This window comes from Exiguobacterium sp. UBA6282 (assembly GCF_002440475.1).
Classification (GTDB): Bacteria; Bacillota; Bacilli; order Exiguobacteriales; family Exiguobacteriaceae; genus Exiguobacterium_A.
In genome coordinates this window covers 256,902-271,400 of the sequence record NZ_DJUM01000020.1, presented here as the reverse complement: position 1 = coordinate 271,400, position 14,499 = coordinate 256,902, and the positions used below count along the sequence as shown (strand labels likewise).

At 45.0% G+C, this 14,499-nt stretch carries 18 protein-coding genes; 5 read left to right on the top strand and 13 right to left on the bottom strand.

Annotation, left to right across the window (positions count from 1 at the left end):
* Positions 1–101 precede the first annotated feature (101 nt).
* The 4 genes from B2751_RS06340 to B2751_RS06325 form a co-directional block, all read right to left on the bottom strand.
* Positions 102–752, bottom strand: a complete 651-nt coding sequence (locus tag B2751_RS06340; RefSeq protein ID WP_290773592.1) for an amino acid ABC transporter permease — start codon at positions 750–752, stop codon at positions 102–104.
* Positions 749–1,516, bottom strand: a complete 768-nt coding sequence (locus B2751_RS06335; RefSeq protein WP_056059940.1) for a transporter substrate-binding domain-containing protein — start codon at positions 1,514–1,516, stop codon at positions 749–751. The genes B2751_RS06340 and B2751_RS06335 overlap by 4 nt, the downstream gene beginning before the upstream one ends.
* A gap of 164 nt (positions 1,517–1,680) precedes the next feature.
* Positions 1,681–2,787, bottom strand: a complete 1,107-nt coding sequence (locus B2751_RS06330) for an ABC transporter ATP-binding protein (protein ID WP_035409428.1) — start codon at positions 2,785–2,787, stop codon at positions 1,681–1,683.
* Positions 2,788–2,904: 117 nt separating this feature from the next.
* Positions 2,905–3,738 (bottom strand): helix-turn-helix domain-containing protein, encoded by an 834-nt coding sequence (locus B2751_RS06325; RefSeq protein WP_290773588.1) that lies wholly within the window; start codon positions 3,736–3,738, stop codon positions 2,905–2,907.
* A 78-nt stretch (positions 3,739–3,816) separates the two neighbouring features.
* Here B2751_RS06325 and B2751_RS06320 point away from each other — a divergent pair, with 78 nt between their 5' ends.
* Together B2751_RS06320 and B2751_RS06315 are read left to right on the top strand one after the other, a co-directional pair.
* Positions 3,817–4,953 (top strand): DUF445 family protein, encoded by a 1,137-nt coding sequence (locus tag B2751_RS06320; RefSeq protein ID WP_290773585.1) that lies wholly within the window; start codon positions 3,817–3,819, stop codon positions 4,951–4,953.
* 20 nt (positions 4,954–4,973) lie between these two features.
* Positions 4,974–5,348 (top strand): YlbF family regulator, encoded by a 375-nt coding sequence (locus B2751_RS06315; protein ID WP_023467337.1) that lies wholly within the window; start codon positions 4,974–4,976, stop codon positions 5,346–5,348.
* Between the two features lie 53 nt (positions 5,349–5,401).
* On the opposite strand, the gene B2751_RS06310 is transcribed toward B2751_RS06315, so the two are convergent.
* The 3 genes from B2751_RS06310 to B2751_RS06300 all read right to left on the bottom strand — a co-directional run bounded on the left by B2751_RS06310 (position 5,402) and on the right by B2751_RS06300 (position 7,720).
* Entirely contained in the window at positions 5,402–5,614 is a 213-nt protein-coding gene (locus tag B2751_RS06310) for a YhzD family protein (protein ID WP_056059948.1), read from the bottom strand.
* A 57-nt stretch (positions 5,615–5,671) separates the two neighbouring features.
* On the bottom strand, positions 5,672–6,751 hold the full coding sequence (gene dinB, locus B2751_RS06305; RefSeq protein ID WP_056059951.1) for a DNA polymerase IV: 1,080 nt from the start codon (positions 6,749–6,751) through the stop codon (positions 5,672–5,674).
* A gap of 63 nt (positions 6,752–6,814) precedes the next feature.
* Entirely contained in the window at positions 6,815–7,720 is a 906-nt protein-coding gene (locus B2751_RS06300; RefSeq protein ID WP_290773580.1) for a magnesium transporter CorA family protein, read from the bottom strand.
* 104 nt (positions 7,721–7,824) lie between these two features.
* On the opposite strand from B2751_RS06300, the gene B2751_RS06295 reads away from it, so the two are divergent.
* A complete protein-coding gene (locus tag B2751_RS06295; RefSeq protein WP_290773577.1) occupies positions 7,825–8,745 on the top strand; it encodes an HD domain-containing protein in 921 nt (306 codons plus the stop codon).
* A 12-nt stretch (positions 8,746–8,757) separates the two neighbouring features.
* On the top strand, positions 8,758–9,789 hold the full coding sequence (gene namA / locus B2751_RS06290) for an NADPH dehydrogenase NamA (RefSeq protein WP_056059956.1): 1,032 nt from the start codon (positions 8,758–8,760) through the stop codon (positions 9,787–9,789).
* Positions 9,790–9,849: 60 nt separating this feature from the next.
* Here namA and B2751_RS06285 read toward each other — a convergent pair whose 3' ends face one another.
* The 4 genes from B2751_RS06285 to B2751_RS06270 form a co-directional block, all read right to left on the bottom strand.
* The gene (locus B2751_RS06285; RefSeq protein WP_035409413.1) at positions 9,850–10,764 is read right to left on the bottom strand and encodes a peptidylprolyl isomerase; all 915 of its coding nucleotides are present in this window, start codon (positions 10,762–10,764) and stop codon (positions 9,850–9,852) included.
* Between the two features lie 265 nt (positions 10,765–11,029).
* Positions 11,030–11,599, bottom strand: a complete 570-nt coding sequence (locus tag B2751_RS06280; RefSeq protein WP_035409411.1) for an HTH-type transcriptional regulator Hpr — start codon at positions 11,597–11,599, stop codon at positions 11,030–11,032.
* A gap of 83 nt (positions 11,600–11,682) precedes the next feature.
* A complete protein-coding gene (locus tag B2751_RS06275) occupies positions 11,683–12,024 on the bottom strand; it encodes a hypothetical protein (RefSeq protein WP_035409409.1) in 342 nt (113 codons plus the stop codon).
* A gap of 114 nt (positions 12,025–12,138) precedes the next feature.
* Positions 12,139–12,564 (bottom strand): HIT family protein, encoded by a 426-nt coding sequence (locus tag B2751_RS06270; RefSeq protein ID WP_035409407.1) that lies wholly within the window; start codon positions 12,562–12,564, stop codon positions 12,139–12,141.
* A gap of 130 nt (positions 12,565–12,694) precedes the next feature.
* Here B2751_RS06270 and B2751_RS06265 point away from each other — a divergent pair, with 130 nt between their 5' ends.
* Positions 12,695–13,747 carry a TcaA second domain-containing protein gene (locus tag B2751_RS06265; protein ID WP_290773571.1) on the top strand — a complete coding sequence of 351 codons (1,053 nt, stop codon included), beginning with the start codon at positions 12,695–12,697 and terminating at the stop codon, positions 13,745–13,747.
* Between the two features lie 57 nt (positions 13,748–13,804).
* On the opposite strand, the gene B2751_RS06260 is transcribed toward B2751_RS06265, so the two are convergent.
* Both B2751_RS06260 and B2751_RS06255 read right to left on the bottom strand, forming a co-directional pair.
* Entirely contained in the window at positions 13,805–14,056 is a 252-nt protein-coding gene (locus tag B2751_RS06260; protein WP_023467348.1) for a GlsB/YeaQ/YmgE family stress response membrane protein, read from the bottom strand.
* A 33-nt stretch (positions 14,057–14,089) separates the two neighbouring features.
* A complete protein-coding gene (locus B2751_RS06255) occupies positions 14,090–14,338 on the bottom strand; it encodes a GlsB/YeaQ/YmgE family stress response membrane protein (RefSeq protein WP_035409405.1) in 249 nt (82 codons plus the stop codon).
* Positions 14,339–14,499 lie beyond the last annotated feature (161 nt).

Sequence of the window (14,499 nt, the reverse complement as noted above, 5' to 3'; positions counted from 1 at the left end):
TTTTATCAGTATACTTGATTATTCCCGGATTGACTAGTGCTAAACCTCAAAAAATCTAAAAAAATACACTTGAAATCCTAACGGTTCCAAGTGTGAAAAATTCATTCTGGAATGCTGAAACGTGCTTCTAAACGATGTTGGACGCTTTGAATAAGTGTTGACATGATCCAGTAAATTGCAGCGGAGAACAAAAGTAGCGGCATGACGAGGTATGTCGTCGCTGAAATCTGGTCAGAGACGTACGTTAATTCCTCGACAGCAACGATCGTACCGAGTGATGTCGACTTGATGATATCGATGACAGAGTTCGAAAGCGGTGGAATCGCCCGAGATAGTGCTTGCGGCAAGATAACGTCCTTGAATGTCTTGCGACGCGGAATTCCAAGTGAGTCAGCAGCTTCCCATTGTCCACGATCGACAGAGGAGATGGCAGCGCGGAACGATTCCGAAATATATGCGGAAAAGTGAAGCGACAAACCGAAGGCAAGTGCTTGGAATCCAGTTAATTGAAGCGTGACGAGACCATTATAAAGAATCAAGATTTGCAACAAGAGTGGCGTTCCGCGGAAGAACGAGACGTATAAACGTGCAAAACCGCTGAAAACGGCAACGCGGCTATCACGCATGATGGCAAGAATCAACCCGAGAATAAGCGCAAAGACGATGGCGAGACCACTTGCTAGAAGGGTCGTGCCAATCGCCTTTGCGTAGACGTCCGAGTTATCTCGGACGATCGTCAGTAATTCACTCACTTACTGATATCCTCGTTGAAGTACTTCTTACCGATTTTTGCAAGAGTGCCGTCTTCTTGCATCTCAGCGAGTGCTTTGTTGAAGTCTTTTGTATACTTGCTATTTTTCGCCATCATGAAGCCAGATTCGTTCTTATCGAACGTCTCACCGACAGCTTTGACTTTATAGCCAGCTTTTTTCAACTCCGTCAAAACGAAGAGGCGATCGTTCATGGCTGCATCAACGCGACCCGCTTCAAGGTCTTTTAAGACTTGATTCGCACCTTTATAGTATTTTACTTTAGCGCCTGCTTTTTCAGCCGTTTTTGCATAAAGTGAACCTTGTGTCGAACCGACTGTTTTTCCTTTTAAGTCATCGAGTGTTTTGATGTCATTCGTTTTATTGTTAACGATGATCGTTGAACCAGAAACCGTATACGCATCAGAAAAAGCGTACTTTTCTTGACGCTCAGGTGTGATCCCCATTTGGTTCGCAATGACATCGATTCGTTTTGAATCGAGTGCCGGGATGAGTCCTTTAAAGTCCATCGCTTTGTAATCGACTTTATAGCCAGCACGTTTTGCGACTTCGTTCATGACATCTACGTCATAACCCATCAATTTTCCTTTTTCTTTGTACGTGAATGGTGGGTATGTTGCTTCCGTTCCGACTGTAATGACTTTTGACTCTTTACCAGAACCTGCGTTGTCGTTCGAAGCGCCGCATGCTGCAAGCACCCCCGCTGTCGATAATGCTGCTACAGCTAATTTCAAACCGTGTTTCATAGCGCTCTCTCCTTTTATAAATGAATGATTTCAATTCCTAGTTTTCGAATAGGATTAATTTTAAGCTACAAGCAGTATCATACAAAGTTACAGGAACGTCTGTCAATAAAAAAGACTGCCCTTAAATGGACAGTCTGAAACATCATAACTGATCGATGATGTGATTAACGAATCGTTGCTTCTGTTGAAGCATCGAAGAAGTGTGCTTTTGTCATATCGAAGAAGAGATCAAGCTGTGATCCCATCTCGACATGTGAACGTGAATCGACACGTGCCGTGAATGCTTGTTGTCCGACTTTTGAGTAGAGATAAGACTCTGCACCCATCAATTCAGAAACTTCGATATGCGCTGGGAAACGATGTGCTGTTTTAGTGTCTTGGTAGATCAATTCCGCATGGATGTCTTCTGGACGAATTCCGAGGACGAGATCTTTATTCGTGTAACCGCGGTCGCGGAGAACTTTCATTTTTCCTTCTGGTACTTCGAATTTCTCTTCTGTTCCTGAAACATGGAAGAGACCGTCTTCTGCCAGTTTACCTGTCAAGAAGTTCATCGATGGTGAACCGATGAATCCAGCAACGAACATGTTATCCGGGTGATCATAGACTTCCTTCGGCGTACCGACTTGTTGAATGATTCCGGCTTTCATGATGACGATCCGTGTCGCAAGCGTCATCGCTTCCGTCTGATCGTGCGTGACGTAAATCGTCGTCGTCTCAAGACGTTTGTGTAACTGAATGATCTCCTTACGCATTTGTACACGTAATTTAGCGTCCAAGTTCGAGAGCGGCTCATCCATTAAGAAGACTTTAGCATCACGAACGATGGCGCGACCAATCGCGACCCGTTGACGCTGACCACCAGAGAGTGCTTTTGGCTTCCGCTCGAGATATTCTTCAAGACCAAGGATACGAGCTGCGTTATCAACGCGTTGCTTGATTTCATCTTTCGGGAACTTCCGAAGCTTTAATCCGAACGCCATGTTATCGAAGACGTTCATGTGTGGATACAAAGCGTAGTTTTGGAAGACCATCGCGATATCGCGATCTTTTGGCGCTACATCATTCATGCGTTTACCGTCGATGATAAAGTCTCCACCTGAGATTTCTTCAAGTCCAGCGATCATCCGGAGTGTCGTCGATTTCCCACAACCAGATGGTCCAACGAAGACGATGAATTCCTTATCTTTAATATGCAGATTGAAATCATCAACCGCTTTTGCATCACCTGAGTAGATTTTATCGATATGTTCAAGACGAATTTCAGCCATGTTGTAGTTCCCCCTAGTAAATGATGAAATAATAACGCTTACAAGAAATAGTATAAAAGAAGTCAGGTAGTCTGCCTATGGACAACCTGACTAAATGCAAACGTTTTCAATTAGGCATCATGCTACAAGTAACAAGGTATAAAGAAAAGTGGCCCCTTCAAACGACCGAACATCGATTTCTGTCTGTTCCGTTAAGCGGTCAAGTCGATACTGGAGACTGTTCCGATGTAAGTATAGATGTTTTGCTGTCAAAGAGACATTCAAGTTAGCTCGGCAAAAAGCGAGGATCGTCTCACGAGACTCTGGCTCGAGGGACAGGATGAACTGATCGACGAGTGTTGCCCGATATCGGTCATCTAGACTTGCAAGACGAGTCATGGCAGGTAAAAAACGTTCGATTTGCGTAGAAGGGACGGAGGTGAGCGCTGCTTGTTCGAGTTGGAATTGAACGGCAATGTCGCCGGTAGCACGCTGTTGACCAAGCAACACCTTACCATCGAGCACAAAATCAGACTGTAGTGCTAAAAATAAATCGTGTAGTTCTGCCTCAATAACGAATTCTTCTCGTTCGATGATCGTAAAACGATGAGTACTGAAAGGAATGAGCGTACTGGTCTGCGAAAAGAAAGAGGAGAGCAGTTGTTGGATTTCCTCACTCGTACGTTCATCAGTTGGATTAAATAAAAAGTGGACAAGTCGAAATGGTCGATCTTCCACAGCATGAGCAGATTGGAGACGTTCTCGCCATAGATCGATATCTGACCGCGACGTCGTGATGATGCGCTCGGCAAATACATCAAGCAGTTGTTGTTCACGGTCGGAGATGGCAGTCGTCTTGATCCCAAAACAAAGCCCATCTGTAAGACGATATACGCTATACTGTTCCTGGCAATACAGATTCGGATCGGTCGTAAGCTGGTCATTGAATACAGTCATCAGTTGTCGTAACACACGGCATCACTCCTAAATCGTACATAACTAACTATCTCGACTTTACCATAAGTCGAAAATCGGAAGGAATGATAACTTATGTCAGACACTTTGTTACTCGTGTTGAAGCTTGTTGGAATCGTCATCATCGGTGCCCTCATCGGAGCGATCACGAACCATTTGGCGATCCGAATGTTGTTTCGACCACTTGAACCGAAATACATTGGAAAATTTCGCGTACCATTCACGCCTGGTCTGATTCCAAAACGACGGAATGAACTGGCAGCAAATCTCGGACGGACGGTCGTCAAGCATCTCTTGACGCCAGAAGGAATCGGGAAACGTCTCGCGTCACCAGCTGTTCGTGGAGCCGTCACGCGGCTTGTCGAACAAGAAGTCATGAAATGGACACGCTCGGAAGAGACGACGGAAGCGTGGATTAGTCGATTCATCGACGAACCGAAACAACGGATCCATGGGAAAATCAGTTATCACTTGGAGCGGGAGTTTTCGAGTCTGATGAATAAATGGCGCGAGCAATCCGTACGCGACTTGATCGGAGAAGGCGGAGAACAAAAAATCGAGGAAGTCATGCCAAGACTCGTCACATCTGTATTGCACCAAGCAGAGGTATATTTTGATGGACCTGAAGGACGTCTGCAACTGGAGGAGACTGTTGCTCGTTTTATCCAACAGCGTCTCGGAGGTGGGATGTTTGGGATGTTACTCGCGAACGTCAACGTCGTTGATATGATTCAGCCGGAGCTGAAACGGGTACTTCAATCAGAGTCGACGTCTCAATTCATTCTTGCCTTATTACGTCAGGAATGGCAAAAGGGGCTGGATCGTCCGCTGTCGTCTTATCTGACAGAAGAGACCGAGTCACGGATTCGACAGACTGTCAAAGAACAGATCATGGCACGTTTACCGATTGAATCGATGCTTGCTACACCGTTACGCGTCTGGTTGAATCCACTTGAGTCACAATTAATCGAGCAACATGTCCCTGTCATCATCGATCATCTATTCGAACGGACGACGAATCAAATCGGGCAGATCCTTCAGACGCTCGATCTCGAAACAATCGTTCGAGAAGAGGTTGATTTGCTGGACACTGCGTATCTCGAGGAAATCGTCTTATCGATTTCCAAGCGGGAATTCCGGGCTATCACTTGGCTTGGAGGGTTGTTAGGTGGTTTAATTGGATTGATACAGGCGGGGCTTTATCTCGTCTAAACAAATTGGAGGTTTTACTCATGGCAGAAACAAACTTATACGATCACGCGTACACACTGGAGCGCGCATTGCGCGAAACTTCGGAGTACACGACATTAAAAGATTTGTATACGCAAGTTAACGCAGATCCGGAATCAAACGAATTGTTCGCATCGTTCCGTAACATCCAACTCGAATTACAACAAAAACAGATGCAGGGTGAAGAAATTACACCAGACGATATGGCGTCTGCCCAAACAAAGATGCTTGAAGTCCAAAACAACCCATTGATCAGTCAGCTGATGCAAGAAGAGCAACGGATGCACACGATGTTGACGGAAGTCACACAAATCATCATGAAGCCGTTAGAAGAGCTCTATGCGCCAATGATGGAGCAACAAGACGACGTGCAATAAGTAAACAAAAGGAAGACGTGCCGATATAGCGCGTCTTCCTTTTTTAGTATGGTTTAAGATGAAGCAGGAACGATTCGTGGTAAGTAAGCGCGCTCGAAATGAATGAGACGACCTGAACGTGTAACGCGAGCTGCATGATGGGCATAACCGCTTTCATTCAAGCGCCGAATCCCTTCTTCTCGTGCCTGACCATCCGTCTCTGCTTCAAAGACGTCATCGAGTAACGTTTCACCACGATCTGAAAATACTGTAATCGTATACTGCATACTTGTTCCCCCTTGTCTGATTGGTCTTGTACTCAGTATAATGAATCGCTATTCATTTCACAAGCGTAAGTCCAAGTCCTGCCACGTCAACTGTCTCGCAGCGGGAGGAGCTGTGAGGTGACTCACCGTCATACCAATCAAGCGGATTGGTCCATCGAAGGTAATGCCATTGAACAGTTTCGTTGTTTCCTCAAGTAATCGTTCTTCGTCCGCCGTCTCTTCTGCAAACGTATGCCGTTTCGAACGTGACTGGAATGTGTCGGTCTTCCACTTGATCGTAATCGTTCGGCAGACGAGTTCTTTTTTTTGAAGACTTGCAATGACAGATTTTGATTCTCGAATCAACGTCTCAAATATCGTATCGATATCCTCCGTATCTTCTTCAAAGGTAGTCTCAGAACCAATCGATTTTCGCTCGCGTTCCGGACGAACTGGTCGTTCATCGATTCCATGCGCCATCGCATGTAGTTCCGTTCCCCGATCGCGTCCAAGCAAAGCCCGCAATTGTTCGACGGGCATTGCTTGAACATCTGCGACGGTTTCAATCCCTTGTTTTCGTAACGCTTGTTCCGTGACTTTTCCGACGCCATGTAAATCTCCAATTTTCAATGGAGACAAGAAATTGAGAACTTCTTCTGGTGGGACGACGGTCATCCCGTTTGGCTTTTCATATCCGGAAGCGACCTTCGCGACGAGCTTAGAGTTAGAGACACCGGCAGAGGCTGTCAGACCCGTCCGTTCTTTAATTTGTTTCAGGATATATTGCGCAATATACGTCGCACTTTTTTGATCGAAATAATTTTCCGTGACGTCAAGATACGCCTCATCAAGCGAGAGCGGCTCGACGAGCGGTGTCACTTCTCGAAAAAGCTCCATGATTTGCGCACTGACGGTCCGGTAGACATCAAAACGAGGACGAATGAAGACCGCGCGAGGGCACAGTTGGAACGCGCGTCTTGAAGGCATCGCGCTATGGATACCGTATTTCCGTGCTTCATAGGAACAGGTCGCTACGACACCACGGGCATGAGGGGGTCCACCGACGACGACAGGAACACCTTTTAATCGAGGACGATCGCGTTGCTCGACGGAAGCATAAAAGGCGTCCATGTCAATATGAATGATTTTTCGTTCCATCGGACAAGCGTCTCCTTTCAGTGGATATGATACAATTAGTATAACGAACTTATGTTCTGATATCTATTTTTTTGGTCGACTATTCTTTGGCATACGCACAAGAGCGCCTAACCATCCACGCCAGCGCATCCAGTAAAAGATACCACTAGTCGATAAAAAGATTAGACCGAGGGATATGGCGTAGCCGTATTTCCAGTCTAATTCCGGCATGATTTTAAAGTTCATCCCCCAAATCGCACCGAGGGCCATCGTCGGTGTCGCGACGGCAGTAAAGATCGTTAATGCCTTCATAATCTCGTTTCCTCGGAAGTTCGAAACGGTCGTTGATAAGTCGAGAAGGACTTCAATGTCTTTTTGGTAGTGTTCAATGAGCATCAACAGACGGCGGACACGTTTCGTAGCTAGTTTCAAGGAAATGTCCTCAAGATACGTTTCTTCCTCGAGAAACGACTCTTCGCCAGCCATGACGAGTTCTTGAAATGGAACGATCAAATCGGACCAGTTCTCAATCGTGTCGCGTAGCGCGAAGATGCTATCAAGCGAATCTTCATTGATGCTGCCGCGTAGTTCATCTTGTCTTGAAAACAGTTCTGTCTCAAACTGATCGATACCGGCGAAATACGTATTCAACTGTAAAGCGAGAATCGTATAAAAAGCCGCGAATGGATGAGCGGGAGAATAGGGTGCGACTAGGGACACGATTGAATCCGACAATCCGATCGTGATCAGTTTTTCTTTCGTTACATAAAAGCAAATCGAGCGACGGTCACTTTTGTCGACGGGATTTTGCCATGTGACGACAGCACCGTAAAGAACCCCTTTTTCTGAACGCGTGAAGTTCATATCTTTCGATCGCAACTGCGTGATCCAGTCCATTTCGGATTGGTCGACGGCAGCCGTCGGAAATATTTGTTCATAGTCAGCTAAATCAAGATAGCGGGACCAATTAAATTGAGGTTCCAGTTCCATGTTCATGACTCCCATATAGTAGAATGAAATAGTATATGCCTTAAGTGTAGTCAATGGAATATAAAAAAGACACCTATTTTACAGATAAAGGACGTGTTTCAAGAATGAAAGGAATCGGGAAGTTAGCAGTTGGAGAAACGCTCGATCAACGAGCGATGATCAAGCAAGCAGTCAAAGGAATTGCAGCAAATGGGAAACCATACCTGACGCTCATCTTGACGGATAAGACAGGCGAAATCGAGACGAAGATGTGGGATACGAGTGACCTTGAAAAATATGCGCCAAAGTCAATCGTTCATGCTGCTGGAGAAGTCATGGACTATCGAGGACGGACACAACTGAAGCTCAAACAAATTACGGTCCTAGAGGAGACGAATGTCGAGGACTATGTTCAATCAGCACCTATTCCACGAGAGCAGATTGAGACGGAAGTACTCGCGTTCATAGAATCGATTCAAAACAGTGACATGAAAAAGCTCGTCAAACATTTGATCACTTCACGATTTGACGCCTACTTCACGCATCCGGCAGCGGTCAAGAACCATCATGCCTTTTACTCGGGACTGTCGTACCACGTCCTTTCGATGTTGCGCTTAGCGGATCAAATCGCTCAACTCTATCCGACCTTAAACCGTGACGTGCTAATCAGTGGCATCATTCTACACGATTATGCGAAAATCAAGGAGTTATCCGATCCGGTTGCACCGGAATATACGTTGCCTGGTAAACTCGTCGGTCATATTACGATGATGGTAGCGGAACTCGAAAAAGTCGGAGCAGAATTACAAATTGACGCAGAAGTACTGACTGTCTTGCAACATCTCGTCTTAAGCCATCATGGACGACCGGAATGGGGATCTGCTGTAGCACCACAAATGCGTGAGGCTGAAGTCTTGTTCTTGATCGATAACCTCGATGCGCGAATGACGATGATGGATCGTCTTCTTGAATATGTCGAACCGGGACAGTTCTCAGAACGATCATTTGCACTAGATAATCGTGCTTTCTATCGTCCGAAGCTATAAGGGGGAAGAAAGATGAAGACGAAGTTGTTTGATACGGTTCAACTCGGAACGTTGACATTCCGCAATCGGGTCATTATGGCGCCAATGTGCATGTACAGTGCAAAAGAAGATGGACTCGTGACGGATTGGCACGTCACACACTATGCAACCCGTGCAATGGGAGGCGTTGGTGGTGTCATTTTAGAAGCGAGTGCTGTCACGCCAGATGGTCGCATTTCAGCTGGGGACCTTGGGATCTGGTCAGATGCACATATCGAAGGATTACAACGAATCGCAGAGCAAGTCAAAGCAGCGGGCGCAAAAGCGGGGATCCAACTGGCCCATGCCGGGCGTAAAAGCACGACGGCAGAACCACCCGTCGCACCGAGCGCTTTACCGTTTGATGATACGTATATGCATCCACATGCATTGACACTTGAGGAAATCGCGACAATCAAACAACAGTTCATCGATGCAGCATTAAGAGCGGAACGAGCAGGATATGACTTCATTGAAATCCATGGCGCACATGGTTATTTATTGAACACGTTCCTCTCTCCGTTATCCAATATTCGAGAAGACCAGTACGGCGGATCGACTGAAAATCGGATGCGCTTGTTGTTAGAAATCATTGATGGAATTCAAGCAGTCTCACAGCTCTCGATTTGGGTCCGGATTTCAGCAGCGGATCACGCAACAGGGGGAATGACGGCGACGGATTATATTCCACTTGCGAAAGAACTAGCAGCACGTAACATCGACCTACTCGACTGTAGTTCAGGTGCTGTCGTCGCCAATGCTGTACCGGAAGTATATCCGGGCTATCAAGTGAGCTATGCGGAAGAATTGAAACGAGAGACAGGCATGGCAACAGGAGCGGTTGGATTGATTACGACAGCAGCTCATGCAGAAGAAATCGTCCGTAACGGTCGAGCAGATATTGTCCTGCTCGCACGTGAACTTCTTCGCCAACCTTATTGGGTCTATCATGCGGCAGCCGAACTAGGAGATACGGTCGCCTTGCCGAAGCAATACGAACGAGCTCCGATCCGGACGGTTCGCTAATTCTTCACTCTCTATGAAAAACAACGTAAAAAAGGAAGCCTTCACGGCTTCCTTTTTTGATTATTGCTGTTGTTGCATCATTTGTTGTTGCATTTGTTGTTGTTCTTGTTTGTCTAGATCGAAAGCGTCTTTGAAGTCTTTGTTTTCGACTTTGACATTGTATTCTTTCATGAGTGAACGATAAATATCGTTCGGGTTGACTTGTGCTGCTTTTTCTTCAGCAAGTGCTTTTTTAATACGTGCTTTTTCTTTATCGAGCGTGAAGTTTTTCTTCTCTTTACGATCGACTACTTTAATGATGTGATAGCCGAACTGTGTTTTGATCGGATCGGAGATTTTACCTTCAACGCCATCCTTGAACGCGTAATCTTCGAATTCCTTGACCATCTTACCTTTTGTGAAGTACCCGAGGTCTCCACCTTTTGCACCACTACCTGTATCTGTTGATTTTTCTTTTGCAAGTTTCGCGAAGTCTGCACCTTTATCCAATTGCTTTTTGATGTCTTTTGCTTCTGACTCTTTCGCAACAAGGATATGGCTTGCTTTGACTTCGACTTTTTCTTGATCGAAACGCTCTTGGATTTCTTTATCTGTTACTTTGGATTTCGCAGATTTTGCTTCTGTTAAGAGCATTTGTGTGCGAAGTACTTTTTCGAATTCTTTTTCGTTCTTGATTCCAGCAGATTTCAGTGTTGAGCTGAACTGCTCTTTATCCGGGAACTGGTCTTTTGTTTTCTTGACTTCTGCTTCGACTTCTTTGTCCGTGACTTCCTTACCGTATTTCTTTTCAAGCAATTTGTTCATCGTTTGCTGGAAGGCGATTTGAGCACCAGCTTTTTCGTATGCTTCATCTTGGACGTCAGCCTTGTTGACTTCGCCACCTTTGTAATTGATGACGGCTTCGTCATTTGATCCACATGCTGCTAACGTAAATACACTTGCGACTGCTGCTGCGCCTAACAATTTCTTTTTCATACATACACCCCTAATTTACCATTTATTTCAACCGTTTTATCATATCATATTCTCGTTTGGTTGACAGCTGTATCTTGTCATGCCAAGAGATACTTGCTCTTTTCCATGCTATCACATCCAGGTAGTCGGTTGAGGATAATTTTTATGGGAAATTGTGAGGGAAATAACGCTCTTGAGACATAGTAGTAATGTCCCTGTCATGAGGAAATAAGACCTAAAAAAAGCATTCTAGCTGAAGGCTAAAACGCTTTTGATGATAGTATGCTTATGCTTTTTTTATCGAGTCCATGACAGGATCTTGCGGACGGCGATCTGCTTCTTCCGTGATCATCTTCGATGTCTCGGCAAAGATGTCCATGAAGCTGTCTCCGTACAAACGACGCACAATTGCAGAAATATCCGTCAGTTCTGGGAACTTACCGTACAATTCCTGAAGAGGAAGTGATGCGCGGAAGACGCCATTTTCTTCGGGACGGAATGCTTGGATCGTCTCGAGTAAAAGCGATTCGCCTGCCGGTGTCAACTGGACATAGGTATTTCGTTTATCGGTTTCCTTTTTCGAGAACGTCAACAATCCGCGGTCCTCTAACTTCTTCGAGAAGTTGAATGCCGTCGAGACGTGCATGACACCATACTTCGCGATCTCAGAAATCGAGGCACCACCTAGGGCATGCGAAATCCATAAAATATGGTGTTCGTTGATGTTCAGATCAAAAGGCTTGATCCAATTTTGCCAATCTTTTTCTACCGTTTTCCATAGTGCTTTGCTTAATTGGACAATTTTATGGCTATACAATAATGCTTCTTGTCCAGGATATAACTTTTCGTGTTCCATATCTGACTCATCCTTTCGAAAGGTGACAATGGCTCAAACGCGCAAAATGCAAACTATACAAAAACAAATCGAAGCAACGGATCTTACTTTTGTGGAGAAAGCTGGTCTGCTTCCTGTTTCGCTTCATCAGCGAGAGACTGGATCTTCGTGAGCGATGCTTGGACTTCCGTTTGGTATTCCGAGACGCTCTGCATGACTTCTTCCTTGAAGTGCATACCAGACACTTTTGCTGTCTCTACTAAGTTCTTGCCCTCGTGGGTCAAATCCTGCACATTCGTTACGATTGTAGAATAAGAATTTCGACGTTGATGACCGTTCGAAGAGTCGCTTTTCGTACCTTGGCGAAGCGCCTTCAGACCATAAAAAGTCACAAGTGTTAGCGTAGCACCAAAAGCGACCCAGTTACGGGCGGGACGCTTCGACATGATAAACCTCCTTTTTAATATTAAAATATTTGTTTCATATTATTTTACCGAAAATTGAGTGAAAGAAACCTATTTCGGCAATATTTTTCTAAGAAGAGAAGAAAAAGAACAGCCTTAGATATGCGAAGCGATTGAATTTGCGAGCTCAGCCAATTCTTCTGCCGTATACTCGTCGTTATGGACTTCCCACTTCGCGCTGAATCCGTCTTGCTTATCGTGACGAGGAATGAGATGCAAATGGAAGTGTGAGACTGATTGACCAGCTACTTTTCCTGTATTGGATAGAAGGTTCATACCAGCTGCATTTGTCTCTTGTTGAAGCGCACGGCTGATTTGCGGAATCGTCGCAAACACGTCCTGTGCCTGTTCAGGCGAGAGATCATACATATTATCGGCATGCTGTTTTGGGATAACGAGCGTATGTCCTTTCGTCACTTGTGACAAGTCGAGGAAGGCGAGAACGGTTTCGTTCTCAAATACGATATGACCAGGGACTTCTTTGCGAGCGATTTTACAGAAGATACATGATTCTTTTTGCATGGAACAGTCACTCCTTTGGGTAAGATAATATTAGTATACGGAAAGTTTCCGCCTTCCGCACGATTGACAGTCAACTTGAACCCGATACACTTAAGACCATACAGCTAATGGAGAAAAAGGAGCGAAGTGCATGGCATCACGAATAGCCTCAACGGCACAGAAAAAACGAAAACGACGTTTACTCATTGGTAGCGCCTTCATCGCCTGTCTGTTTTTGTTAGTTGCCTTTTGGTTTGGGCGCAACATGCAAGAGGCGGCAAAAATGGAGAAAACGGACGAGCGGCTTGCTACTCTATTGAAGGAAAAGGATCAGCGTGGATTCCAACAACTAGTCACGATGAACGATAAACCATTACCGATGAGTGAGGCGACACGACTCATTACTTGGTTGACGACTGAATCAGAACGAACAGATCGGGTCATCAAACAAGTTAAACAGGATCAAGACTCTGGTAAACAAGTAAAGGCACATCTATTTACGTTACAAAAAGAGGATGGATGGCTTTGGTATGACCGGTATTCTCTCGATCTGAATCCACAACGATTGATCGTTTCAAGTGATGTCCCTAAAACAGAAGTATCATTAGACGGGGAAGTCATTGGAACGATGGATGGAACATCACTAGAAATCAAGCGTTCTCCAGGAGAATATGATGTCCAGGTGAGTGCCGACCAATCAGGACAGACCGTTCAGGACTCAAAAACCGTTCAACTCGGTGATGAACCAAACACGGCAGTTGATTTTAAATTAGCTGATCAGTTCAATACGACTGTATCAAACGAATATGCAGTCGATATTAAAACATTACTTGAGACGGAAGTGAAAGCGCGGACTGGAAAAAGTATCGATACGATGACCAGCTATCTCGGGAAATCGCGCGATGCATTCGAGAACGCGTTCGGAACGCCTGATTCGACAGTTGCGAATCGAGCACGGTACGATGGATATGAAGTGACCTATCAGTCGGGACAGGTGGAGGAGTTATTAATCCGATTGAATAAAACTCCGGATGAATTGGAAGCTGTCGCTGGAAAACCAGAACGAAAGAAGCGAGAGCGCGTCGGTACGGTTTGGGAATATCCATCTAGCTTTCTCGAAGGCGTGTTCGAATGGTTGAATTTACGAGTGGAAAAACGTGTCGTCGAGCGAGAAGATGGCATGTGGTTACAATTAAAAGATTAAAGTATAAAAAACTAGCGCATAAAAAATCCTCGGACATCATGTCCGAGGATTTTTTGTTTATCGTTTATTCACCGCACGGAGAATGAACGATACAATGAGGATGAGAATGATAGCTCCGAGTAAAGCAGGTACGATTGCGAATCCAGCAACCATTGGACCCCAATTTCCGAATAATGCTTGACCGATCAATGCACCAACGAAACCAGCGATGATGTTACCAATGATACCGCCTGGTACGTCTTTACCTAAAATTAGACTTGCTAACCATCCAATAATACCACCAACGATTAATGCCCATAAGAATCCCATTTCAAAACACTCCTTTTCGATTAAAATATATGATTACTTGCGTACTGCCCGGAGAATAAGTGAGACGATGAAGATCAAAATGACTGCCCCGAGAATAGCCGGAATGACTGCAAATCCGCCAATTTCTGGTCCCATTGAACCAAAGATAGCTTGACCAATCATCGAACCGATGAAACCAGCGATGATGTTACCGATGATGCCGCCCGGCACATCTTTTCCAATGATTAAACTTGCGATCCAACCGATGAGACCACCAACGATTAATGCCCATAAGAATCCCATTTTTAAACAACTCCTCTACATATTAGTTTTACCTGTTTTCAGGCAGTTATAAACACGTGTGAAAGTGAAAAAATTGAAATCATTCATTCATTGAAAGGACTAGAAGATTAGACCACTTGATAAAGATTAAATGAACGATTCATCGTTTTCACTTTCGATTT

Excerpts from the sequence above, each read along its gene's own strand:
- B2751_RS06280 (WP_035409411.1), bottom strand. The coding sequence starts at position 11,599 with ATGGAACACGAAAAGTTATATCCTGGACAAGAAGCATTATTGTATAGC.
- B2751_RS06320 (WP_290773585.1), top strand. The coding sequence starts at position 3,817 with ATGTCAGACACTTTGTTACTCGTGTTGAAGCTTGTTGGAATCGTCATC.
- B2751_RS06265 (WP_290773571.1), top strand. The coding sequence starts at position 12,695 with ATGGCATCACGAATAGCCTCAACGGCACAGAAAAAACGAAAACGACGT.
- B2751_RS06300 (WP_290773580.1), bottom strand. The coding sequence starts at position 7,720 with ATGGAACTGGAACCTCAATTTAATTGGTCCCGCTATCTTGATTTAGCT.
- B2751_RS06335 (WP_056059940.1), bottom strand. The coding sequence starts at position 1,516 with ATGAAACACGGTTTGAAATTAGCTGTAGCAGCATTATCGACAGCGGGG.
- B2751_RS06315 (WP_023467337.1), top strand. The coding sequence starts at position 4,974 with ATGGCAGAAACAAACTTATACGATCACGCGTACACACTGGAGCGCGCA.
- B2751_RS06295 (WP_290773577.1), top strand. The coding sequence starts at position 7,825 with ATGAAAGGAATCGGGAAGTTAGCAGTTGGAGAAACGCTCGATCAACGA.
- B2751_RS06310 (WP_056059948.1), bottom strand. The coding sequence starts at position 5,614 with ATGCAGTATACGATTACAGTATTTTCAGATCGTGGTGAAACGTTACTC.
- B2751_RS06260 (WP_023467348.1), bottom strand. The coding sequence starts at position 14,056 with ATGGGATTCTTATGGGCATTAATCGTTGGTGGTATTATTGGATGGTTA.
- namA (WP_056059956.1), top strand. The coding sequence starts at position 8,758 with ATGAAGACGAAGTTGTTTGATACGGTTCAACTCGGAACGTTGACATTC.
- B2751_RS06270 (WP_035409407.1), bottom strand. The coding sequence starts at position 12,564 with ATGCAAAAAGAATCATGTATCTTCTGTAAAATCGCTCGCAAAGAAGTC.
- B2751_RS06255 (WP_035409405.1), bottom strand. The coding sequence starts at position 14,338 with ATGGGATTCTTATGGGCATTAATCGTTGGTGGTCTCATCGGTTGGATC.
- B2751_RS06330 (WP_035409428.1), bottom strand. The coding sequence starts at position 2,787 with ATGGCTGAAATTCGTCTTGAACATATCGATAAAATCTACTCAGGTGAT.
- B2751_RS06275 (WP_035409409.1), bottom strand. The coding sequence starts at position 12,024 with ATGTCGAAGCGTCCCGCCCGTAACTGGGTCGCTTTTGGTGCTACGCTA.
- dinB (WP_056059951.1), bottom strand. The coding sequence starts at position 6,751 with ATGGAACGAAAAATCATTCATATTGACATGGACGCCTTTTATGCTTCC.
- B2751_RS06285 (WP_035409413.1), bottom strand. The coding sequence starts at position 10,764 with ATGAAAAAGAAATTGTTAGGCGCAGCAGCAGTCGCAAGTGTATTTACG.